The organism is Microbacterium sp. SD291, from assembly GCF_017355365.1.
Lineage (GTDB): Bacteria > Actinomycetota > Actinomycetes > Actinomycetales > Microbacteriaceae > Microbacterium.
In genome coordinates this window covers 34,583-55,829 of record NZ_JADIJR010000009.1, presented here as the reverse complement: position 1 = coordinate 55,829, position 21,247 = coordinate 34,583, and the positions used below count along the sequence as shown (strand labels likewise).

23 protein-coding genes and 2 tRNA genes are annotated in these 21,247 nt (G+C 68.5%); 7 read left to right on the top strand and 18 right to left on the bottom strand.

The features are described from left to right. Positions 1-14 precede the first annotated feature (14 nt). Positions 15-1,703, top strand: coding sequence for a Stk1 family PASTA domain-containing Ser/Thr kinase (gene pknB, locus IPV10_RS07125; protein ID WP_374192221.1), 1,689 nt, complete (start codon positions 15-17; stop codon positions 1,701-1,703). An 18-nt stretch (positions 1,704-1,721) separates the two neighbouring features. Here the strand turns inward: pknB and IPV10_RS07120 are convergent, their stop codons facing one another. From IPV10_RS07120 to IPV10_RS07110, 3 genes are all read right to left on the bottom strand, one after another. After that, on the bottom strand, positions 1,722-2,357 hold the full coding sequence (locus IPV10_RS07120; protein WP_207482075.1) for an aminodeoxychorismate/anthranilate synthase component II: 636 nt from the start codon (positions 2,355-2,357) through the stop codon (positions 1,722-1,724). After that, on the bottom strand, positions 2,354-2,509 hold the full coding sequence (locus tag IPV10_RS07115) for a hypothetical protein (protein ID WP_207482073.1): 156 nt from the start codon (positions 2,507-2,509) through the stop codon (positions 2,354-2,356). The genes IPV10_RS07120 and IPV10_RS07115 overlap by 4 nt, the downstream gene beginning before the upstream one ends. 61 nt (positions 2,510-2,570) lie before the next feature. Then, positions 2,571-3,365 carry a class E sortase gene (locus IPV10_RS07110; RefSeq protein WP_207482071.1) on the bottom strand — a complete coding sequence of 265 codons (795 nt, stop codon included), beginning with the start codon at positions 3,363-3,365 and terminating at the stop codon, positions 2,571-2,573. Positions 3,366-3,448: 83 nt separating this feature from the next. On the opposite strand from IPV10_RS07110, the gene IPV10_RS07105 reads away from it, so the two are divergent. Next, on the top strand, positions 3,449-3,688 hold the full coding sequence (locus tag IPV10_RS07105) for a cell division protein CrgA (protein ID WP_207482069.1): 240 nt from the start codon (positions 3,449-3,451) through the stop codon (positions 3,686-3,688). Between the two features lie 154 nt (positions 3,689-3,842). Here the strand turns inward: IPV10_RS07105 and IPV10_RS07100 are convergent, their stop codons facing one another. Together IPV10_RS07100 and IPV10_RS07095 are read right to left on the bottom strand one after the other, a co-directional pair. Next, positions 3,843-4,730, bottom strand: coding sequence for a rhomboid family intramembrane serine protease (locus IPV10_RS07100; protein ID WP_207482067.1), 888 nt, complete (start codon positions 4,728-4,730; stop codon positions 3,843-3,845). A gap of 22 nt (positions 4,731-4,752) precedes the next feature. Further along, positions 4,753-5,310 carry a peptidylprolyl isomerase gene (locus tag IPV10_RS07095; protein WP_207482065.1) on the bottom strand — a complete coding sequence of 186 codons (558 nt, stop codon included), beginning with the start codon at positions 5,308-5,310 and terminating at the stop codon, positions 4,753-4,755. A 146-nt stretch (positions 5,311-5,456) separates the two neighbouring features. On the opposite strand from IPV10_RS07095, the gene IPV10_RS07090 reads away from it, so the two are divergent. Beyond that, positions 5,457-5,957 (top strand): DNA helicase, encoded by a 501-nt coding sequence (locus tag IPV10_RS07090; RefSeq protein ID WP_207482063.1) that lies wholly within the window; start codon positions 5,457-5,459, stop codon positions 5,955-5,957. A 65-nt stretch (positions 5,958-6,022) separates the two neighbouring features. Beyond that, the gene (locus IPV10_RS07085; RefSeq protein WP_207482258.1) at positions 6,023-6,451 is read left to right on the top strand and encodes an aminoacyl-tRNA deacylase; all 429 of its coding nucleotides are present in this window, start codon (positions 6,023-6,025) and stop codon (positions 6,449-6,451) included. Here IPV10_RS07085 and IPV10_RS07080 read toward each other — a convergent pair. Then, the gene (locus tag IPV10_RS07080; RefSeq protein ID WP_207482061.1) at positions 6,448-6,870 is read right to left on the bottom strand and encodes an NUDIX hydrolase; all 423 of its coding nucleotides are present in this window, start codon (positions 6,868-6,870) and stop codon (positions 6,448-6,450) included. The two genes, IPV10_RS07085 and IPV10_RS07080, sit on opposite strands and share 4 nt — an antisense overlap. A 134-nt stretch (positions 6,871-7,004) precedes the next feature. Between IPV10_RS07080 and IPV10_RS07075 the strand changes: the two genes are divergently transcribed. Further along, positions 7,005-7,451, top strand: coding sequence for a DUF1801 domain-containing protein (locus IPV10_RS07075; RefSeq protein WP_207482059.1), 447 nt, complete (start codon positions 7,005-7,007; stop codon positions 7,449-7,451). Between the two features lie 188 nt (positions 7,452-7,639). Continuing rightward, entirely contained in the window at positions 7,640-8,707 is a 1,068-nt protein-coding gene (locus IPV10_RS07070; protein ID WP_207482057.1) for a 3-deoxy-7-phosphoheptulonate synthase, read from the top strand. A 3-nt stretch (positions 8,708-8,710) separates the two neighbouring features. Here the strand turns inward: IPV10_RS07070 and IPV10_RS07065 are convergent, their stop codons facing one another. The 7 genes from IPV10_RS07065 to IPV10_RS07035 all read right to left on the bottom strand — a co-directional run bounded on the left by IPV10_RS07065 (position 8,711) and on the right by IPV10_RS07035 (position 13,447). Then, on the bottom strand, positions 8,711-8,971 hold the full coding sequence (locus IPV10_RS07065) for a hypothetical protein (protein ID WP_242684731.1): 261 nt from the start codon (positions 8,969-8,971) through the stop codon (positions 8,711-8,713). A 72-nt stretch (positions 8,972-9,043) separates the two neighbouring features. Beyond that, positions 9,044-10,174, bottom strand: a complete 1,131-nt coding sequence (locus IPV10_RS07060; protein ID WP_207482045.1) for an aminotransferase class V-fold PLP-dependent enzyme — start codon at positions 10,172-10,174, stop codon at positions 9,044-9,046. A 74-nt stretch (positions 10,175-10,248) separates the two neighbouring features. Continuing rightward, positions 10,249-10,321: transfer RNA gene (locus IPV10_RS07055), tRNA-Ala, on the bottom strand. A 27-nt stretch (positions 10,322-10,348) separates the two neighbouring features. Beyond that, positions 10,349-10,422, bottom strand: a tRNA-Ile gene (locus IPV10_RS07050). Between the two features lie 177 nt (positions 10,423-10,599). Next, on the bottom strand, positions 10,600-11,508 hold the full coding sequence (locus tag IPV10_RS07045) for a DUF4097 family beta strand repeat-containing protein (RefSeq protein WP_207482037.1): 909 nt from the start codon (positions 11,506-11,508) through the stop codon (positions 10,600-10,602). Further along, positions 11,505-12,194, bottom strand: a complete 690-nt coding sequence (locus IPV10_RS07040) for a response regulator transcription factor (protein WP_207482035.1) — start codon at positions 12,192-12,194, stop codon at positions 11,505-11,507. Before IPV10_RS07040 ends, IPV10_RS07045 begins: the two co-directional genes overlap by 4 nt. Then, positions 12,182-13,447 carry a histidine kinase gene (locus IPV10_RS07035; protein ID WP_207482033.1) on the bottom strand — a complete coding sequence of 422 codons (1,266 nt, stop codon included), beginning with the start codon at positions 13,445-13,447 and terminating at the stop codon, positions 12,182-12,184. Before IPV10_RS07035 ends, IPV10_RS07040 begins: the two co-directional genes overlap by 13 nt. Before the next feature lie 103 nt (positions 13,448-13,550). On the opposite strand from IPV10_RS07035, the gene IPV10_RS07030 reads away from it, so the two are divergent. Further along, positions 13,551-14,261, top strand: a complete 711-nt coding sequence (locus IPV10_RS07030) for a VIT family protein (RefSeq protein ID WP_207482031.1) — start codon at positions 13,551-13,553, stop codon at positions 14,259-14,261. A gap of 51 nt (positions 14,262-14,312) precedes the next feature. Here IPV10_RS07030 and IPV10_RS07025 read toward each other — a convergent pair whose 3' ends face one another. From IPV10_RS07025 to recF, 5 genes are all read right to left on the bottom strand, one after another. Next, positions 14,313-14,717: a DUF3566 domain-containing protein gene (locus tag IPV10_RS07025; RefSeq protein WP_207482030.1), complete on the bottom strand. Its 405-nt coding sequence runs from the start codon at positions 14,715-14,717 to the stop codon at positions 14,313-14,315. Beyond that, complete coding sequence (gene gyrA / locus IPV10_RS07020; protein ID WP_207482028.1) at positions 14,714-17,269, bottom strand: DNA gyrase subunit A; 2,556 nt, start codon at positions 17,267-17,269, stop codon at positions 14,714-14,716. The genes IPV10_RS07025 and gyrA overlap by 4 nt, the downstream gene beginning before the upstream one ends. Positions 17,270-17,383: 114 nt before the next feature. Beyond that, entirely contained in the window at positions 17,384-19,435 is a 2,052-nt protein-coding gene (gene gyrB, locus IPV10_RS07015) for a DNA topoisomerase (ATP-hydrolyzing) subunit B (protein ID WP_207482026.1), read from the bottom strand. 118 nt (positions 19,436-19,553) lie between these two features. Beyond that, positions 19,554-20,066: a DUF721 domain-containing protein gene (locus tag IPV10_RS07010; RefSeq protein WP_207482024.1), complete on the bottom strand. Its 513-nt coding sequence runs from the start codon at positions 20,064-20,066 to the stop codon at positions 19,554-19,556. Continuing rightward, positions 20,059-21,225 carry a DNA replication/repair protein RecF gene (gene recF, locus IPV10_RS07005; RefSeq protein ID WP_207482017.1) on the bottom strand — a complete coding sequence of 389 codons (1,167 nt, stop codon included), beginning with the start codon at positions 21,223-21,225 and terminating at the stop codon, positions 20,059-20,061. Before recF ends, IPV10_RS07010 begins: the two co-directional genes overlap by 8 nt. Between the last annotated feature and the right edge of the window lie 22 nt (positions 21,226-21,247).

Sequence of the window (21,247 nt, the reverse complement as noted above, 5' to 3'; positions counted from 1 at the left end):
CAGGGGGTGAGTCGGTGTCTGCAGAACCACGAGTTCTCGCGGGTCGATACCGCGTCGACGAGCTCATCGGGCACGGCGGCATGGCCAAGGTGTACCGCGGATACGACCTGACCCTCGGCCGCGAGGTCGCGGTCAAGATCCTCGACCCCGATCTGGCGCGCGACACCGCGTTCCGCACGCGCTTCCGGCTCGAGGCGCAGGCGGCCTCCCGCATGTCGCATCCGTCGATCGTGCGGGTGTTCGACGCCGGCGATCCCTCGACGGCGGGTCGCAGCGACGAGCCGCCGTACATCATCATGGAGCTCATCGGCGGCACGCTGCTGAAGGACATCATCGCCAAGGGCCCCGTGCCGGTCGACGACGCGGTGCGCTACGTCGACGGCATCCTCGAGGCCCTGGACTACTCTCACCGCGCCGGTGTCGTGCACCGCGACATCAAGCCGGGCAACGTCATGGTGACCGACAAGGGCCAGGTCAAGGTGATGGACTTCGGCATCGCCCGTGCCGTCTCCGATTCCTCGTCGACGGTCGCCGAGACCACCCAGATCATCGGCACCGCCGCCTACTTCTCGCCGGAGCAGGCGAAGGGCGAGCCGGTCGACGCGCGCGCCGACCTGTACTCCACGGGCGTCGTGCTCTACGAGCTGCTCACCGGACGCCAGCCGTTCCGCGGCGAATCGCCCGTCGCTGTCGCCTACCAGCACGTCAGCGAGACCCCGGTGCCGCCGACAGAGGTGAACGAGGAGTCGCCCCGCGCCCTCGACCCGATCGTGCTCCGGGCGCTCGCGAAGGATCCGTACCAGCGGTATCCGGATGCCGCGCACTTCCGCGCGGCACTCGACGCCGCAGTCGGCGGACGCACGCCGAGCCGCAAGGAGATCGGCGCCCTCACCAGCGAGCTGTACGGCCCGAGTCCTCGTCATGCGCAGGAGACGGCGCGCTCGCTGCGCCAGCTGAGCACCGACACCACCATGGCCCGCACGCAGTCCGGTCCGCCGGTCGCCTGGATCTGGGCCGGCCTCGCACTCCTCGCCGTGCTGCTGGCCTCAGTGTTGTTCTGGGTGTGGACGATCAGCCTCCGGCCCGACGAGGTGCCGTCGGGGTCGCGTGTGGTCCCCGATCTCGTGAACGTGTCGGCAGAGCGCGCGCAGGCGGATCTGGGCAAACTCGATCTCAATGCGACGCTGGTGCTCGAGCACAGCTCGGCCATCACCGAGGGCAACGTCATCCGCACGGATCCGGAGTCGGGAACCACTGTCGACGAGGGCGACTCGATCACCGTGTACGTCTCGTCCGGCGAGGAGACGGTCGTGGTCCCGACGCTGGTGGGCCTGTCGCGCGCTGCCGCCGCGGAGGCCCTCGAGACTGCGGGCCTGAAGCTCGGGACGATCATCCAGCGCAGCGACAAGAGCATCCCGATGGACACTGTGATCGAGGCCAGCGAGGAGGCGGAGGCCGAGGTCGAGCCCGGAACCGTCGTGAACCTCGTCATCGCCAGCGGCAAGGTGACGCTCACGGATGTCACCGGCTGGACGATGGATGCCGCGAAGGAGGAGCTCGAGCGGATCGGGCTCATCGCGACGTCGGCGGAGCTGGCCGACTGCGCCGCGACGAACCCGCCGACCGTGGTCTCGATGTCGTCCGCACCCGGCGACGTGCCGATCGGATCGACCGTCGAGCTGCGCCACTGCACCGGCAGCTGACGCCTCGCGTTCTGCGGCTCAGCCCCGGGAGAGCGGATGCAGCCGCGCTGCGCGCGCCACGGCATCCGCGTCTCCGCACAGCGCGAGCCAGTTCGCGAGCAGCCTGTAGCCGCCCTCGGTGAGCACGCTCTCGGGGTGGAACTGCACCCCGAGGATCGGCAGCTCGGTGTGCGCGAGCGCCATCACGGTCCCGCTGTCGGTGCGGGCGGTGACAGTGAGCTCGGGGGGAAGAGCGGATGCCGCGAGCGCGAGCGAGTGATAGCGGCCGGCGTCGAACGGCGAGGGGATGCCGTCGAACAGCGCGGAGCCGTCATGCGTCACCGAGGACACCATCCCGTGCATGAGCTCTGGGGCCTCGGTCACCGGCGCGCCGAACGCCTCGCCGATCGTCTGATGGCCGAGGCAGACGCCGAGCAGCGGCATCCGCAGCGCTGCGGCGACGCGCACCGCGTCGAGGGAGGCGCCGGCGTCGGCCGGCGTGCCAGGACCGGGGGAAAGGAGCACCGCGTCGAACGCGGGAAGCAGGGACTCGAGGCCCGCGGCGTCCGTCGCATCCGACTCGATGAGCTCGACCTCGGCGCCGAGCTCCCGCAGGTAGCCGACGAGCGTGTGCACGAAGCTGTCGTGGTTGTCCACGACGAGCACCCTGGTCATTCGAGATCGACCTCACCGGGGGTGATGAGCGGGCTCACCCAGGGGAAGACGTGCAAGAACAGCAGGTACAGGATCGCGGCGACGAGTACGAGGACGATGAGGAGCCGGAGCCACCACGGGCCGGGCAGCAGGCGCCAGATTGCGGCGTACATCGGTCTCTCTCCCTGTTCCTGAGCGGCTGCGTTGTTAAGCGGCTCCGTCGCTCTCCACAACCTACACCGAGGGTGCGGCCGGCGGCGGCGGAGGATCGGTCAGCGCCGTCGGCGGTCCCTCCGCGCGCGGCTGGAAGCTCTCGAACACCCCGTACGCGATGATGCGCTCGGCCAGGGAGTACAGCGGCGAGCAGGCGGTGAGGGTGATGTAGCGCTCACCGGTGACAGCGCCGGGCATCTGCGGCACGTCGAGCAGCACCTCGGTCCGGCTCGGCGTGACGTATTCGAGATTGCGGAACCGGTAGGTGTACCAGCCGTCGGGCGTCTCGACGACGATCGCATCGTTCAGCTGCAACTTGTCGAGCTGGTTGAAGGGCTTGCCCCAGGTGGTGCGGTGTCCGGCCAGGGAGAAGTTGCCGATCTCCCCTGGCATCTTCGAGCCGTCGTAGACGCCGATGCCGAGATGATCGAGCGTGCGGGCACGGCTGGTGCCGCCGTAGATGCCCTTCACGTAGTCCGTGCCGAAGCGCGGGACGCGCATCAGCCCCAGCTGCTCGGTCTCGGCCGGAGCCTGGGGGATGACGGGCTCGTAGTGGGTGGTTCCGTCGCCGGTCTCGACCAGAGGCGGCGGCTCCGGTGCCGGCGCATCCGCCCATTCCCGGGCGATCGCGGCCCCTTCGTCGTTCTTCTGCGCATCGATGATGATGTCGCCGATCCACATCTGCCAGGCCACGAAGAGGAGCACGACCACGCCGGCGGTGAGCAGCAGCTCCCCGAGGACGCTCGCGAAGGTGGCCCTGGACCGGGGTCCGCGGGGACGCGAACGTCGTGCCGGATGCACGGCGGATGCGGTCATGGCGCGATCCTATCTCGCACCGAGGACGCGGAAGGGAGAGGGCCGCTTGGGTGGGCCAGACCAGTCATGGGTACAATGTCGGAATGGCACGTGACCGCAAGATCGAAGAACCCGAAGCCCCGCGCTCGGAAGGCGACGCCGCGCCCAACGCGGTGTGGTTCAAGCCGGTCATGGTCGGCTTCATGCTGCTGGGCCTGGCGTGGATCCTCGTCTTCTACATCTCGGGCAGCACGATACCGATCCCGGGCCTCGGCAACTGGAACCTCGCGATCGGCCTCGGCATCGCCCTGATCGGCTTCCTGATGACCACGCGCTGGCGCTGACCGCCCTCCCCTCTTCTGAGAAAGGCTCCTCGGTTTCCGAGGAGCCTTTTCCATGCCGTGAGCATGGGGGAGTTATCCACAGGCTTGTCCACAGCTGGGGAGAATTACACCGGTGTTATTCACACCGGTGCACAACCCTGTTAACAACTCTCGATCAGGACAAAATCAGCAGCGGCGGGACGACCAGCACGAAGATCATCAACAGAATGGTGATGGCCGCGAGAAGAACCATCTGCCAGACGCGCTGTTCGCGGCGGCGTGTGCGGGTGAGGACGAAGGCGATCAGGGCGCCGATGACCGCACCGCCGAGGTGCGCCTGCCAGGCGATGCCGCTCACGAAGAAGCTGAAGGCGAAGTTGATGCCGAGGATCACCAGGATTCCGGTGACGTTCGCACCGATGTGGCGGCCGATGATGAGCAGCGCCGCCATCAGGCCGAAGATCGCCCCGGAGGCGCCGACCGTCGAGACGCCGGGCGCGATCAGGGCAACGGCGACGGAACCGCCGAGACCGCTGATCAGGTAGAGCGCGAGGAAGCGGGCGCGCCCGAGCATGGGCTCGAGGCTCTGCCCGAGCATCCACAGCGCGAGCATGTTCAGCGCGAGATGGATGAAGCCGCCGTGCACGAACAGCACGGTGAGCAGTCGCCAGGGCTCGAACGCGTACACGGTGATGTTCGGGTAAAGGAAGACGGCGTTGAACAGCAGCTGCGACGTGATCTCGCCGCCGAGCCCGGGGATCAGCTGGAGCAGCCCGATGAAGGAGGTCACCGCGAGGAGCGCATACGTGACGACCGGCTTGCCGCTGCGGACGGCGGTGACGGCGCCGCCACCGCCCCAGCGGCGCGCGGCGCGCTTCTGGGCAGGGGTGCGGTTCTTGCGCTCCGCGGCCATGCACTCGGGGCAGATCACGCCGACGGGCGCCTGGGTCTGGCACTCGGGGCAGATGGTGCGCAGGCAGCGCTGGCAGAGCACGAAGCTCTGCCGATCCGGATGCCGGTAGCAGAAGTTGTCGCGGTTGTCCGAGAACTCAGGCGTGGTCATCCGGATCGGCCAGAAGCTGTCGTCAGGCTGCGACGACGTCGATCGACTGCAGCACGACCGGTGCGACCGGGCGGTCGCCGGCGGCGGTCGGCACTGCGGCGATCGCGTCGACGACGGCCCTGGACGCGTCGTCGGCGACCTCGCCGAAGACGGTGTGCTTGCCCATCAGCCACGGGGTGGGGTCGGTGGTGATGAAGAACTGCGAGCCGTTGGTGCCCTCGAGCTCACCCGTGATCGCGTTGCGGCGCTGGCCGGCGTTCGCCATCGCGAGGATGTAAGGATCGTTGAAGTTGAGCTCCGGGTGGATCTCGTCGTTGAAGTTGTAGCCGGGTCCGCCGACGCCCTGACCGAGCGGGTCGCCGCCCTGGATCATGAAGTTGGGGATGATCCGGTGGAAGATGACGTCCTTGTACAGCGGCCCCTCGCCCGGCTTGCCGGTGGCGGGGTCGGTCCATGCCTGGGTGCCGTCGGCCAGGCCGACGAAGTTCTTGACCGTCTTCGGGGCGTGGTCGCCGAAGAGGTTGATGACGATGTCACCGTGGTTGGTGTGCAGAGTTGCGACGTGGGAAGCGTGAGCCATGCCCTCATTCTCGCAGAGCTTCCGGTGAGTTCGCCCGGATCTAGCGCTGATCGCCGGTTCACGCAAGGGTTCGGCATTTCCCTCCTCCCTTCCAGGCAGCCGTGGCAAGATGGGGAATCCGTACTCCACAACGACAGGAGAGCATCGTGAGCGTCAGCCGCAAGCGGAAGAAGGAACTGCGTCGTCTGCAGGAGGACGCGAACCACCTCTGGGAGGCGCAGCAGGTTCTGGTCGGTCACGCGGCGGATGTCGCCCGCGAAGCCGGCCGTCAGCTCGGCAACTTCGGTCGTGAGCAGGTCGCCCCCGTCGTGCAGGACACGATCAACCGGCGTGTGGCCCCGGTCGTCGACCAGGGAGTGCGATTCGGCAAGCACGTCGTCGATGACAAGGTCGTCCCGATCGTCGGCGGCGTCGTCGGCACCGCCCTGTCGGCGTGGGATGTCGCGAACTCGAAGCGTCACGGCGTCATGAACACGGTGCGCAAGGCGACCGTCCCGGAGAAGAAGGGCCCCGGCCTCGGCTCGGTCATCGCGCTCATCCTCGGTGCCGCCGCCGCGGTCGGCGTGCTGTACGCCGCCTGGCAGACGCTGCGCGCCGACGACGAGCTCTGGGTCGCTGACGACCCGCTCTCCGCCCCAGACGCGTGAGCGCGGACGCGGGCGTCGAGCTGCATTCGCGGGTTCTGGATGCTGCGGCCTCCCGCGGCCTCGACATCGAGATCCGCGAGCGCCCTGCGGCCGGGAGCCTCGTCGAGGCGGCCGAGCTGCTCGGCATCCTGCCGTCGGGAATCGTGAAGACTCTCGTCGTCAAGCGCTCGGACGACACCTACCTCTTCGCGCTGGTACCAGGGGGGCGGTCGATCTCGTGGCCGAAGCTGCGCACGGTCGTCGGAGTGAACAAGCTGCGCCTGCCCGAGCCCGAGCTCGCCTTCGCTGCGACCGGATACGAACGCGGCACGATCGTTCCGATCGGGAGCAGCACCGACTGGCCGATCTATGCCGATGAGTCGATCGTCGGACAGCGGATCGCGATGGGCGCAGGCTCCCACGGATACAGCCTGTTCGTCGGCGCTGACGACCTGATCGCCGCCTACGGCGCGACCGTCGCCGACATCTCGGTGCCGGAGGAGTCCCGCCCCTAGAACACGCCAGCCATCCGCAGGGCGATGTCGACGAGCTTCACCCGCTGCAGCTCGGCGACGGCCTTGCGGGAGAACCACTCCGCCATGTCGGTCGAACCGCCGACCTCGAACCGCAACCGGCCTCCCGTGACGGTGGCGCGGTAGACGATGCGCAGGGTGTGCAGCGGCTCGTCCGCCTTGTGCACCCGCTGGCTCGCCGGGATCACACGGGAGTGGATGCCGAGGAGCTCGCCGACCTTCACCGAGTAGCCGGTCTCTTCGCGCAGCTCACGGCGCACGGCATCCTCCGGCGCCTCACCCGGCTCGAGCCCGCCACCGGGCATCGTCCACGCCAGACGACGGCCCTCGGTCCAGCGCGCCAGCAGGATCCGGCCGGCGTCATCGGTGACGACGGCATATGCTGCGACGCGCATGTCCATGGCTCACACCCTATCCGGCCGCGTCACGGCGGCCGGACGAGCCCGAGGATCGATCACGAATCGAGAAGCGCGGCACGCGGCGGCATCCGTACGCTGAAGTCATCAGGGCAGGTCGTCCAGGAAAGGGAGCCATCATGGCTGACAACGAGAAGAACTTCACCGCCGAGGAGCGCGAGGCGATGAAGGCCGCCGCGGCCGAGAAGCGCACCGCGCGCTCACGGGCGAAGAAGACGCCGGAAGAAATCCGCGCCGAAGGCGAGGCCGACATCAAGGCGGCGGTCGAGAAGCTCACGGATGCCGATCGCGCGGTCGCCCTGGGACTCCACGAGCTCGTCTCCGAGGTCGCTCCCGAGCTGGTCCCGCGCACGTACTACGGGATGCCGGCCTGGGGCAGGGACGGCAAGGTGCTCTGCTTCTTCCAGCCGGCCAGCAAGTTCAAGGTGCGCTACGGCACCTTCGGGTTCGAGTCGATCTCGAACCTGGACGAAGGCACCATGTGGCCGACGGCCTACGCGCTGCTCGAGCTCACCGACGCGAACCGGGAGTTCCTCGCCGAGCGGATCCGGCTCGCGATCAGCTGAGGCCCCAGTGTGAGGTAGGGTCTTCTCCATGACCCGTTGGTATGCGTATTTCGAGTCGGCTCTGGAGGGGCCGTCGCGGGACTGACGCGCATCGACACCTTCAGAGCCGACAGGGCAGAGCATTCCGCTCTGCCCTTCGCCGTTTCGGCGGGCTCTGCATCGGGCCCGCCCTCACCAGGACAGGACCCATGAACACGATCGACGCCACGGCCGACCTGCACGTCGCCGGCTTCACCACCATCCCGTCACCCGCCGAGATCTCGGCCGAGCTGCCGGTGGGCGAGGGGCGTGCTGCTCTGGTCGCCCGCACTCGGGACGAGATCCGACGGATCGCTTCCGGCGAGGACGACCGCCTGCTGGTCGTCGTGGGTCCGTGCTCGATCCACGACCCGGAGGCGGGGCTGGAGTACGCGGGACGCCTGGTCCGTGAGGCGGAGAGGCACCGCGACGACCTGCTCATCGTCATGCGCACCTACTTCGAGAAGCCGCGGACCACGGTCGGCTGGAAGGGCCTGATCAACGACCCTCACCTCGACGGCAGCCACGACATCCAGGCCGGGCTCCGGATGGCGCGTGCGTTCCTCCGTGACGTCACCGCTCTGGGGATGCCGTGCGCCACCGAGTTCCTCGAGCCGATCAGCCCGCAGTACACCGCCGACCTGATCAGCTGGGGCGCCATCGGGGCGCGTACGACCGAGAGCCAGATCCACCGGCAGCTCGCCTCGGGCCTGTCGATGCCGATCGGGTTCAAGAACGGCACCGACGGCGGCCTCCAGGTCGCGCTCGACGCAGCCGCCGCGGCATCCGCTCCGCAGGCGTTCCTCGGCATCGGCGCCGACGGGCGGGCGAGCCTCGTGACCACCACGGGCAACCCCGATACGGCGATCATCCTGCGCGGCGGCGCCGACGGTCCGAACTACGACGCCGCTCAGGTTCGGCGGGCGGCCGAACGGCTCTCCGCCGCCGGGCTGGCCGATCGGCTCGTCGTCGACGCGAGCCACGGCAACAGCGGCAAGGATCACGTCCGGCAGGCGGAGGTCGCCGCCGACCTCGCGGAGCAGATCGCCGTGGACGGCGCCGCGATCGCCGGGGTGATGCTGGAGAGCAATCTCGTCGCCGGCGCCCAGAATCTCGATGTCGCGCGTGGCCCGGCCGATCTGGTCCACGGACAGAGCGTGACCGACGCCTGCATGGGGTGGGAGGCGACGACCACGGCGCTCGCGCTGCTCGCCGACGGGGTGCGCCGGCGGCGCTGACGCTCAGGCGGTGCGCACGTTGAGGAGCTGCCAGCCCTCCGGGACCTTGGCGAGGAGGGCGTCCATGTCGTCCGCCTCGACCTCGGTGACGCCGTCGCGGCGGGCGAACGTGCCGACCGCCTTCAGCACGGCCGCGCCCTTGATCATCTCGACCGGCGAGGACACCAGGTCGAATCCCTCCGGCCGCTGCCCCTCGAGCCGGTCGCGGACCTCGGCGAGATCGGCCCCCTCGACGGAGACGGAGGAGACTTCGACGGGACGCATCAGACCGATCAGCACTCTACGATCCTAGGAGGCTCCCGGAGTACCGTTGTGCGGGTCGGGCATGGCGCGCGGTCAGACCGCCATCCGGTCGAAGGCCGCCTCGAGGCGGGCGACCGTGCCGTCGACGTCGCCGAGCTTGTCGAGGCCGAAGAGGCCCACCCGGAAGCTCGAGAACGTGTCGGTCTCTCCGCAGTGCAGCGGAACACCCGCGGCGATCTGGACGCCCTGCTCGCGGAAGCGCGCTCCGGTGCGCAGGCCGGGATCGTCGGTGTGCACGACGACGACGCTCGGTGCGGTGAAGCCGGGAGCCGCGACCGAACGGAGCCCCCGCTCGGCGAGCAGCGCGCGCACCCTCTCGCCGAGTTCGATCTGCGCATCGCGGAGGGCGGTGAACCCGCGATCCCTGGTCTCGACCATCTGCGCCAGATTGTGCACCAGCGAGTCGGTCGGCATGGTCGCGTGGTACGCGGCTGAGCCGTCGCGGTAGGAGTCCGAGATCGCGAGCCAGCGACCGAGATCCAGGGCGAAGCTCGTCGAGGTGCCGGCTTCGACTGCGGCACGGCCCGACTCGCTGAGCATCACATAGCCGGCGCCGGGCGTTCCGCTCCAGCCCTTCTGCGGGGCGCTGACCAGCACGTCGACGCCGAGTGCCCGCATGTCGACCCACATCGCCCCGGAGGCGATGCAGTCCAGCACCAGCAGCCCGCCGACCTCGTGCGCGGCATCCGCGAGTGCGCGCACGTAGTCGTCCGGCAGCAGCATCCCGGCCGCCGTCTCGACGTGCGGGGCGAAGACGACCTCCGGCCGCGCGCTGCGGATGGCCTCGACCACCTCTTCGATCGGGGCTGGACTCCATGCCGCCTGCGCGCTGTCCTCATCCGGTCGCGCCGTGCACACGATGGTCGAGGTGCTGATGCCGCCCGCCTCGAGGATCTGCGACCAGCGGTAGGAGAACAGCCCGTTGCGGACGACCAGGGCGCGGCGACCCGTCGCCAGCTGCCGGGCGACCGACTCCATGGCGTAGCTGCCGCCGCCGTTCACGATCGCGACGCTGTCGGCGCTGTACGCCTCGCGCAGGATGCCGAGTGTCTGCTGCATGACGTCGATGAAGCGCGCGGACATGTGGTTCAGCGAGCGGTCGGTGAAGACCACCGAGTACTCCAGCAGTCCGTCCGGGTCGATGTCGGCGTGAGGAAGGCTCATGGCCCCAGTCTGGCAGTCCGGTCGCAGGAGGAACAGAAGAGGCCCGAGCATCAGCTCGGGCCTCTTTCACACTGTGGAGCCTAGGAGATTCGAACTCCTGACATCCTGCTTGCAAAGCAGGCGCTCTACCAACTGAGCTAAGGCCCCGAAAGGGGGATTTCTTGAGTTTAGGAGTGGGGCTACCAGGACTTGAACCTGGGACCTCTTCATTATCAGTGAAGCGCTCTAACCGCCTGAGCTATAGCCCCGTCAACCTCCAAGACTTTACCGGAAGATCACGCAGAATCCCAATCGAGGGCACCCGCCCCGCCCGGGCGAGCGAAAACCCGGATCGATCGGCTCAGGGGCGGCGTGTCGAGGGGAGACACACCGACGCCGAACCGATCGATCCGGGTTTTCGAATCAGCGCGAACGCCGAGAGCCGATCAGCTCCCCGGACGCAGCGTCACGGTGCCAGCGGAGATCGAGACCTCGATCGTCCGGCGCGAGTCGGAGGACTCCTCGAGCCGGTTGTCGAGGTCGCCGGCGCTGACGTCCTGAGTGACGTGGTACTCGGCATCCGGAACCGTGAGATCGAGCTCTCCGGCATTGACGTCGACCGAGGTCTCGGTCGGCGGGGTGCCGGTCAGCTCGACCGTGAGGTTTCCGGCGGAGACGCCGAGCTCGGCCGTGCTGACGTCTTCGAGCACGATGTCGGCGCCGCCGGCGCTGACCTGCGCGTCCAGCGCCGCCGCGACGCCCTTGACCGTGAGATCGCCGGCGGCGAGCTCGAGGTCCAGCTCACCGAACTCGCCCGACACGTCGAGGCTGCCCGCGTTGAGGGTGAGTGAGGCATCGAAGCCGGCATCCTGCAGCTCCGACGGGAGCGTGAGCACCGCGAGCTGGTCGTTGTCGAACCATTCTCCGAACCACCATCCGAACCGGTGGTCGGGGCTGCGGACGACGAGTTCGTCGCCGTCGCGCTCAAGGGTCCAGCCGCGGCCGCGATCGCCGGTCACCGACAGCTCTGCCTCGTCCACGTCGCCGAACTCGACCCGCACGTCGCCCGCGCTCACGTCCATGTCGAGGCTGGTGATGCCGCTGACATCGATCGACTGGACCGCGTCGCTGCTGCCGAGGTCGCTGGATGCCGCCGCGGCGCCGGTCGCTCCGGCTCCGAGGAGTGCGATGCCACCCACGATCGCGGTCACGATGGTGATCGCGCCGGCGCCCGGGGTGCGAGGCGCCGGTTCGACGACCGGCACTGCCGGCGGCGTCGAGGCGGGCGGAGGCGTGAACGGGACGTGCCCGCCCTGCGCGTCAGGGGTCTGCGGGGTCTGCTCTTCGGTGCTCATCGTGTGGCTCCTGTCTGACCGGCCGGGGGTGTGGGCCCGCCCGAGTTCTCGATGTGTGCGAGGGCCGCGAGCACGCGCCGGTTGCCCGACTCGTCCGGCTCGAAGCCCAGCTTCTGGAAGATGGAGGTGATGTGCTTCTCGACGCTCGCCTCGGAGACGAAGAGGAGCCCGGCGATCGCCTGGTTCGACTTGCCCTCCGCGATCAGCGCCAGCACGGTGCGCTCGCGCTCGGTGAGGCGCAGCATCCGGTCGTCGCGGTTGCGGCGCGTCAGCAGCTGGGCGACGACCTCGGGGTCGAGCACGGTCGCTCCCTCTGCGATGCGCTGCACCGACACGAGGAACTCCGCGACGTCCGCGACCCGGTCCTTGAGGAGGTACCCGAGCGGCCCGCCCTGGGCTGCGATCAGATCGGAGGCGTAGCGCTCCTCGACGTACTGCGACAGCACGAGGAGGGGGAGCGCCGGGTTCGTCGCCCGCAGGCTGAGAGCTGCGCGGATGCCCTCGTCCGTGAACGTCGGCGGGAGCCGGACGTCGAGGATGCAGAGCTCCGGCGCGGCATCCGCCACCGCCTCGGTGAGGCCGTTCGTGTCGGGGAGGGCCGCGACCACCTGGTGGCCGGCGTCCTCGAGCAGGCGGACGAGTCCTTCGCGGAGGAGGACACTGTCCTCGCAGATCACGATGCGCATGGCACGTTCACCTCCAGCGAGGTCGGTCCGCCCTGGGGGCTGTCCAGGCGGAACGTCCCGCCCGCGGCGAGGATCCGGTTGGCGATGCCGTCGAGGCCGCCACCTGGCTGCACCTGCGCGCCGCCCATCCCGTTGTCCTCGACGCGTGCCCACAGGGTGTTCCCCTCGCGGATCCGCACGCTGACCCTCGCCTCACTGGCGCGGGAGTGCTTGGCGGCGTTCGTCAGCGACTCCGCGATCGCGAAGTACACGGCTGCCTCGGCTTCGCGGCTGCATCGGCCGTCCATCCGGACGTCGAGGTTCACCGGGATGTGCGAGCGGCCGGCCAGGGCGGAGAGGGCGGCGTCGAGGCCGCGGTCGTCGAGGACGGAGGCGTGGATGCCGCGGGCGAGCTGTCGCAGCTCGGTGATCGCGGCCTTCGTCGAGGTGTGCGCCTCGGCGATCAGCGCCTTGGCGGTGGTCGGGTCCTCGTCGATCTTCTGCTGCGCGAGGCCGAGGGTCATGCCGACCGAGACGAGCCGCGGCTGGACGCCGTCGTGCAGGTCGCGCTCGATGCGGGTGCGCTCGAGATCGGCGGCGCGCACGGCGCCTTCGCGCTGCGCGGTGGTCGTGCGCACCCGCTCGGTGAGTTCGGCCTCACGGCTGCGCACCACGATGGCGAGGGAGAGCACGCGGTGCAGCAGCGCGAGTCCGATGATGGCGGCGGCCGAGGCGAGGACGCCGAGGATGCCGATCACCGGCGCCCAGCCGGCGGAGAGCCCGAGTCCGAGGGGACCGGTGATGTTCTCGTCGGAGACGAGCGGCGTGAAGGAGAACACCGCAGACCAGCCCATGCCCCAGAACAGGCGAAGCACGATCGCGCCGGCGATGCAGGCGAGGGCGAAGTTCGCCAGCGCCCGCCACATGCGGGAGTCGATCGTCTGCCGGCCGAGGGAGCGCAGCCAGCCGCTGAAGCCGGGCCGGTCACTCGTGCGCCGGCGGAGCGGCGCGATCGGCACGCCGTAGAGACCGCCGACCCTGGCCACCTCGAACCAGCCGACGCCGAACAGGGCGTAGACGAGGCCGACGAGGAGGATGACGCCGATGCCGAACACGAAGAGCAGTCCGAGACCGGCGCCGAGCAGCCCCGAGAGCGTGCCGAAGATCGCCCCGCCCAGCACGCCGAGGGCGGCGAGATGGAGGATCGTGACGAAGATCCGCAGCGGCGGCCGCGGCCCTGTCGTCTGCTGTGGGTTCGCAGTCTGTGTGGTCATAGTCCCAAGGTACGGGCGGCGGGATCGCCGCGACATGGAGGCATCCCGAGGACGTGGTTCGGGTTTTCCCTACTTCCGGCATCCGATCTGGTTCACTGGGGGCATGACGGCGCACGAGGGGGAAGAGCACGGGTCGAATCTCGGTCAGCGACTGAACTGGCTGCGCGCGGGCGTCCTCGGCGCGAACGACGGCATCGTGTCGGTGGCTGCCCTCGTGGTCGGCGTCGCGGGCGCCACCACGTCGAGCGCCGCGCTGCTCACCGCGGGCCTCGCCGGGCTCGTCGGCGGCGCCGTCTCGATGGCACTCGGCGAGTACGTGTCGGTGAGCAGTCAGCGCGACAGTGAGCGCGCGCTCATCTCGAAGGAGCGCGAAGAGCTTCGCACCATGCCGGATGACGAGCTCGACGAGCTCACCTCGCTGTACCGAGACCGCGGGCTCAGCGAGGACACCGCACGCCAGGTCGCCGAGGAGCTCACGGCGCACGACGCCCTGTCGGCCCACCTGGAGGTCGAACTCGGCATCGACCAGGACGACCTGGTCAACCCCTGGCACGCCGCGCTCTCCTCCGCGATCGCGTTCACGCTCGGCGCCCTGCTGCCGCTGATCGCGATCCTGCTGCCGCCTCCCGAATGGCGCGTCCCTGTCACCTTCCTCGCCGTGCTGATCGCCCTGGCCTCGACCGGCGCGGTCTCCGCGCGGATCGGCGGCTCGCCGATGCTCTGGGCTTCGGTCCGCCTGGTGGTCGGCGGCGGGCTCGCCCTCGCCGCGACCTGGCTGATCGGCACCCTGCTCGGCACCACCGGACTGGTCTAGAAACGCGGAGCGGCGGATGCCGAAGCATCCGCCGTTCGTTCGTTCGAAGGGTCAGTTCGACATGAAGCCGACGAGCAGTCCGCCCGTCACCTTCACGGCGACGTTGTAGATACCGGCGACCACGGCGCCGAGCACGGTGAAGACGATCAGGTTCAGGATCGAGACGACGGCGGCGAACGCCATCACCTGCGGAAGCCCCGCCACCTCGTTGATCTGCACCGCGTTGTCGGTGAGCACGGCGACGAACTCGTCGACCTGCGTGAGGATGCTGGTGGCCTGGAGCACCAGGTAGATCAGGAAGAACGACACCATCGTGACGATCGCGAGAGCGACCGCACCCAGGAACGACAGCTTCACCGCCGACCAGAAGTCGACGTAGACCAGCCGCAGCCGGACCTGCTTGCCGCTGGTCTTGCGCGTGGACTTCTTCGCCAGCTTGTCGGCTACTGTGCTCATGCGTCTGTTTCCTCAGGGTTCTGTGTCGTCTCGGAAGCGTTCGGGTCAGCTTCCGCCTCAGCCGATTCCTCTTCCTCGGCGAGGCCCCGCTCACCATTGCGGGCGATGGCGAGGATGCGGTCGGCTTCCGTCGTCCGCGCGAACACCACTCCCATGGTATCTCGGCCCTTGGCGGGCACCTCGGCCACGGCAGAGCGTACCACCTTGCCACTGGACAGAACCACCAAGACCTCATCGTCCTCCGCGACCATCAGACCACCCGCGAGAGTGCCCCGATCGTCGTTGAGCTTGGCGACCTTGATGCCGAATCCGCCGCGTCCCTGAACCCGGTACTCCTCGATCGCGGTGCGCTTCGCGTACCCGCCGTCGGTCACCACGAACACGAACTGGCCGGGGGCGGCGACGGATGCCGAGAGCAGGCTGTCGCCCTCGCGGAACTTCATGCCCTTCACGCCGGCCGTCGCACGGCCCATCGGACGCAGCGCCTCGTCGGTCGCGCTGAAGCGCACCGACATGCCTCGGCGGCTGATCAGGAGGATGTCGTCCTCCGCGTTGACCATGAGCGCCGAGACCAGCTCGTCGTCGTCGTTCAGGCGGATCGCGATGACGCCGCCCTGGCGGTTGGTGTCGTAGGTGTCCAGGCGGGTCTTCTTCACGAGACCGTTGCGGGTCGCGAGCACCAGGTACTCGGCGACCTGGTAGTCGCGGATGTCGAGGATCTGCGCGATCTTCTCGCCCGGCTGCAGGGCGAGAAGGTTTGCGACGTGCGTGCCCTTCGCGTCGCGACCGGACTCCGGGACCTCATACGTCTTCGAGCGGTAGACGCGGCCCTTGTCGGTGAAGAACAGCAGCCAGTGGTGCGTGGTCGTCACGAAGAAGTGCTCGACGATGTCATCCGCCCGCAGCTGCGCGCCCTTGATGCCCTTGCCGCCGCGGTGCTGCGACCGGTAGTTGTCGCTGCGGGTGCGCTTGATGTAGCCGTCGCGGGTGACGGTGACGACCATCTCCTCTTCGGCGATGAGGTCTTCCATCGAGACGTCGCCGTCGAAGCCGTGCAGGATGTGCGTGCGGCGCTCGTCGCCGAAGCGGTCGACGATGCCGGTGAGCTCCTCGCGGATGATGCCGCGCTGCAGGCCTTCGTCGGCGAGGATCGCCTGGTACTCGGTGATCAGAGCTTCGAGCTCGGTGGCCTGATCGATGATCTTCTGACGCTCCAGCGCCGCGAGGCGACGCAGCTGCATCTGCAGGATCGCCTCGGCCTGGATGTCGTCGATGTCGAGGAGCTTCTGCAGTCCCTCGTTCGCCTCCTGCGTCGTCTGCGATCGGCGGATCAGCGCGATGACCTCATCGAGGGCGTCGAGCGCCTTCAGGTACCCGCGCAGGATGTGCATGCGCTTCTCGGCCTCGTTCAGCCGGTACTGGGTACGGCGGACGATCACCTCGATCTGGTGCGTGATCCAGTGCGTGATGAACCCGTCGATCGCAAGGGTGCGCGGCACGCCGTCGACGATCGCGAGCATGTTCGCGCCGAAGTTCTCCTGCAGCTGCGTGTGCTTGTACAGGTTGTTCAGCACGACCTTCGCGACCGCGTCGCGCTTCAGGACGACGACGAGACGCTGACCGGTGCGGTCGGACGACTCGTCGCGGATGTCGGCGATGCCGGTGATCTTGCCGTCACGCGCCAGGTCGCCGATCTTCACCGCGACGTTGTCGGGGTTCACCTGGTACGGCAGCTCGGTGATGACCAGGCAGGTGCGGCCCTGGATCTCCTCGACGCTGACGACCGCGCGCATCGTGATCGAGCCGCGTCCGGTGCGGTACGCCTCGTGGATGCCCTTGGTGCCGAGGATCTGCGCACCCGTCGGGAAGTCGGGACCGGGGACCCGCTGGATCAGGCCGTCGAGCAGCTCCTCGCGGCTGATGCCGGGGTTGTCGAGCGCCCAGAGGGCGGCCGCAGACACCTCGCGCAGGTTGTGCGGCGGGATGTTGGTCGCCATGCCGACCGCGATGCCGACGGAGCCGTTGACCAGCAGGTTCGGGAACCGGGCGGGCAGGACCGTCGGCTCCTGGGTCTGACCGTCGTAGTTGTCCTGGAAGTCGACCGTGTCCTCTTCGATGTCGCGCACCATCTCGAGCGCGAGCGGGGCCATCTTGGTCTCGGTGTACCGCGGGGCTGCGGCGCCCATGTTGCCGGGGGAGCCGAAGTTGCCCTGGCCGAGGGCCAGCGGGTACCGCAGCGACCACGGCTGCACCAGGCGGACGAGGGCGTCGTAGATCGCCGAGTCGCCGTGCGGGTGGTACTGGCCCATGACCTCGCCGACCACACGGGCGCACTTCGAGAACGACTTGTCAGGGCGGAAGCCGCCGTCGTACATGCCGTAGATCACGCGGCGGTGCACCGGCTTCAGTCCGTCTCGGACGTCGGGCAGCGCACGGCCCACGATGACGGCCATGGCGTAGTCGAGGTAGCTGCGCTGCATCTCCGACTGCAGGTCGACCTGGTCGATCTTGCCGTGGTCGTGCTCCGGCTCGGGGCGGATGTCGTCAGTCATGTGTGTGTTTCGATTCCGGTCGTTCAGATCTGGGTCGCTGCCCTTCGACAGGCTCAGGAACCCAATTTCGATTTGTCCGGGTGCCCTTCGACAAGCTCAGGGACCCAGGCTGGTCTAGATGTCGAGGAAGCGGACGTCCTTGGCATTGCGCTGGATGAAGCCGCGTCGCGACTCGACGTCCTCGCCCATCAGCACGCTGAAGATCTCGTCGGCGGCGGCGGCATCCTCGATCGTGATCTGACGCAGTGTGCGCGTCGAGTGATCCATCGTGGTCTCCCACAGCTCCTTCGGGTTCATCTCGCCGAGACCCTTGTAGCGCTGGATGCCGGCATCCTTCGGGATCCGCTTGCCGTTCTCGAGGCCGTGCTTGAGCAGGGCGTCGCGCTCGGCGTCGCTGAACACGTACTCGTGCGGCTGGTTCGTCCACTTGAGGCGGTACAGAGGCGGCATCGCGAGGTAGACGAATCCGGCCTCGATGAGCCCGCGCATGTAGCGGAACAGCAGCGTGAGCAGCAGCGTGGTGATGTGCTGGCCGTCGACGTCGGCATCCGCCATCAGCACGATCTTGTGATACCGCGCCTTCTCGATGTCGAACTCCTCGCCGATGCCCGTGCCGAAGGCCTGGATCATCGCCTGGACCTCTTTGTTGCCGAGGGCCTTGTCGAGTCGCGCGCGCTCGACATTGAGGATCTTGCCCCGGAGCGCCAGGATCGCCTGCGTGTGCGGGTCTCGTCCCTGCACCGCGGAGCCGCCTGCCGAGTCACCCTCCACGAGAAAGATCTCGCTGATCGACGGGTCCTTGCTGGTGCAGTCCTTGAGCTTGTCCGGCATCGCAGCCGACTCGAACACGCTCTTGCGGCGGGCCGTCTCGCGCGCCTTGCGCGCGGCCATGCGGGCGGTCGCCGCATCGATGGCCTTGCGGATGACGTTCTTCGCCTGCGTGGGGTTGCGCTCGAGCCAGTCGCCGAGCTGATCGCCGACGACCTTCTGCACGAACGCCTTCGCCTCGGTGTTGCCCAGCTTGGTCTTGGTCTGCCCCTCGAACTGCGGCTCGCCGAGCTTGATCGAGATCACCGCGGTGAGCCCCTCGCGCACGTCGTCGCCGGAGAGGTTGTCGTCCTTCTCCTTGAGGAGGTTGTTCGCACGGGCGTACTTGTTCACCAGCGTGGTGAGCGCCGCGCGGAAGCCCTCCTCGTGCGTGCCGCCCTCGTGCGTGTTGATCGTGTTCGCGTAGGTGAACACGTTCTCCGTGTACGAGGTGGTCCACTGCATCGCGACCTCGAGTGAGATCTTGCGCTCGGTGTCCTCCGACTCGAACGCGATGATCTCGTCGTTGACGACCTCGGCGTGGCGCACCTTGTTCAGGTACTCGACGTAGTCGACCAGGCCGCGCTCGTAGAGGAACACGTCGCTGCGCTGCTTCTCGACGCTGGTCCCCTCCTCCTCGATGACCTCGGTGTGACCGGCGCGCTCGTCATGCAGCTCGATGCGCAGGCCCTTGTTGAGGAACGCCATCTGCTGGAAGCGGGTGCGCAGCGTCTCGTAGTCGAATTCGACGCCCTCGGTGAAGATCGCCGGGTCCGGCCAGAACGTGATGTCGGTTCCGGTCTCCTCGGTCTCGGCTCCCCGCTCCAGCGCCTGCTGGGGGATGCCGCCGTGCGCGAAGCTGTGGTGCCAGACGTGACCCTGGCGCCGGATGGCGACCTCGAAGCGGGTGGAGAGCGCGTTCACGACGGAGGATCCGACGCCGTGCAGACCACCGGAGACGGCGTAGCCGCCGCCGCCGAACTTTCCGCCGGCGTGCAGGATCGTGAGCACGACCTCGACGGTCGACTTAGACGGGTCGGACGAGTGCGGGTCGACCGGGATGCCACGGCCGTTGTCGACGACGCGGACGCCGCCGTCTTCGAGCAGGGTCACCAGGATCGCGTCGCAGTAGCCGGCCAGTGCCTCATCGACCGAGTTGTCGACGATCTCGTAGACCAGGTGGTGCAGACCGCGCGGCCCGGTGGAGCCGATGTACATACCGGGGCGCTTGCGGACGGCCTCCAGACCCTCGAGGATCTGGATCTCGTCTGCACCGTACTCGCCGGGCTGCTTCGCCTTGGGTGCGGGGGTTCCCCCGGTGGTCGATTCCGGCTCGTCAGCGGGGGATTCAGGCGTCATCAGAGGGCATTCTCCACATCGATATCACGAACTCCCATTCTAGCGGGATTTCGCCTCGATATGCGCCTCAGAGGCCGCGTGTGGCCCTCTGAGCGTGTCCGACCCCTCGCATGGTGTCCTACCCGTAGGTGTCGCGCGGGCCCCGCCCTGGAACGACTCTGGGACCCCATTTCCAGGAGGGTACGTCCGGTCCGATGAAGCGAAGATTCTGCACACCGGCATCCGGATACCGTCTGCCGATCTCGGTGAGGATGGTCCCTCGCATGTACTGGAGGTTCTTCGCCCAGGCCGTCGAATCGCATTTCACGGTGAGCAGGCCGCGCTCGAGCGACACCGGCTCGGAGTGCTTCGCGGTGTCGGCGCCGGCAAGATCCGCCCACTGCCGCACCAGGTCCTCGCGGGCCAGCGTGATCTGCCAGCCGGAATCGCGGCTCAGCTTGTCGAGCACCGCGCCGAGGGCACCGGGGTCGCGCCCAGGCGTGAAGGGTGCGTTGTCGTCATCCGTGACGATGCGGCGCTTGCGCTTCCAGGTCTTCGAGCTCGGCTGCAGCCCTCGCAGCCGGAGGTACGTCGCGACGGTCTCGGGCGCATCGGCGGCCGGCGCGGCCGCGGGAGTCGTGGTCTCAGTCATCCGTCACCTCCCGCTCATCGCTGATCGTGCCGGCGCTGATCCGCACCACGTGGGCGTGCAGCACCTCGGGGATATCCTCCTCCACGGCCGCCGTCACCACCACCTGCTCGTAGCCGGCGGTGAGGGACGCGAGTCGCTGACGCCGGTCGGCATCAAGCTCCGCGAACACGTCGTCGAGGATGAGGACCGGGTCTCCTGCGGGGGATTCGCTGCGGAGCAGCTCGGCCGACGCGAGCCGCAGCGCGAGCGCGATCGACCACGATTCGCCGTGCGAGGCGTAGCCCTTGACCGGGAGTCCGCGCACCCGCAGGATCAGGTCGTCGCGATGCGGGCCGGTGAGCGTGAGCCCTCTGTCGAGCTCCTGGGCGCGCTTGGCGAGCAGGGAAGCGCGGAACATCTCGGCGATGTTCGCCCGGTCAGGGACGGATTCCGTGGCCGGCTCCCCCTCTTCGGGGTCACCACCTCGCACCGAGAGCGCCCATTCGAGCTGCGGCTGGTGGTCGGCGCCGGCGATCGCGGCATACGCATCGGCGACCGGCTGCTGCAGATCGCCGACCAGCTGCTGACGCGCCGCGATGATCTCGGAACCGAGCGCGACGAGCTTGTCGTCCCACACCTCCAGCGTGCTGAGTCCCTCACCGCGGATGCCGCGCGCCCGAGCGGACTTCAGCAGTGCGGTGCGCTGCTTGAGCACCCGGTCGTAGTCGGCGAGGACCGCCGAGAGGCGAGGAGCGCGCTGGATCAGCAGCTGATCCGCGAACCTCCGCCGCGCAGACGGATCGCCGCGGACGATCTGCAGGTCCTCCGGCGCGAACAGCACGACGTGCGCGTAGCGGGGGAGCTCATTCGTCTTCGACGGGGATCCGTTGATGCGCGCCTTGTTCGAGCCCTGCCGGTTCAGCTGCACCTCGGCGAGTACCCGGCGCTCACCGTGCGAGAGCCGCACCCGGATGATCGCGTACTCCTGGCCGTCGCGCACCATCGGCGCGTCCGACGACACGCGGTGCGAGCCGAGTGTCGCAAGGAAGACCAGAGCTTCGGCGAGGTTCGTCTTGCCCTGACCGTTGCGGCCCACCAGCACGTTCGGACCGCGGTGCAGAGCGAGTTCGGCGGTCGCGTAATTGCGGAAATCGACCAGGCTCAGGTGTTCCACAATCACGGAGTCAGCCTAGTCGTGGGGG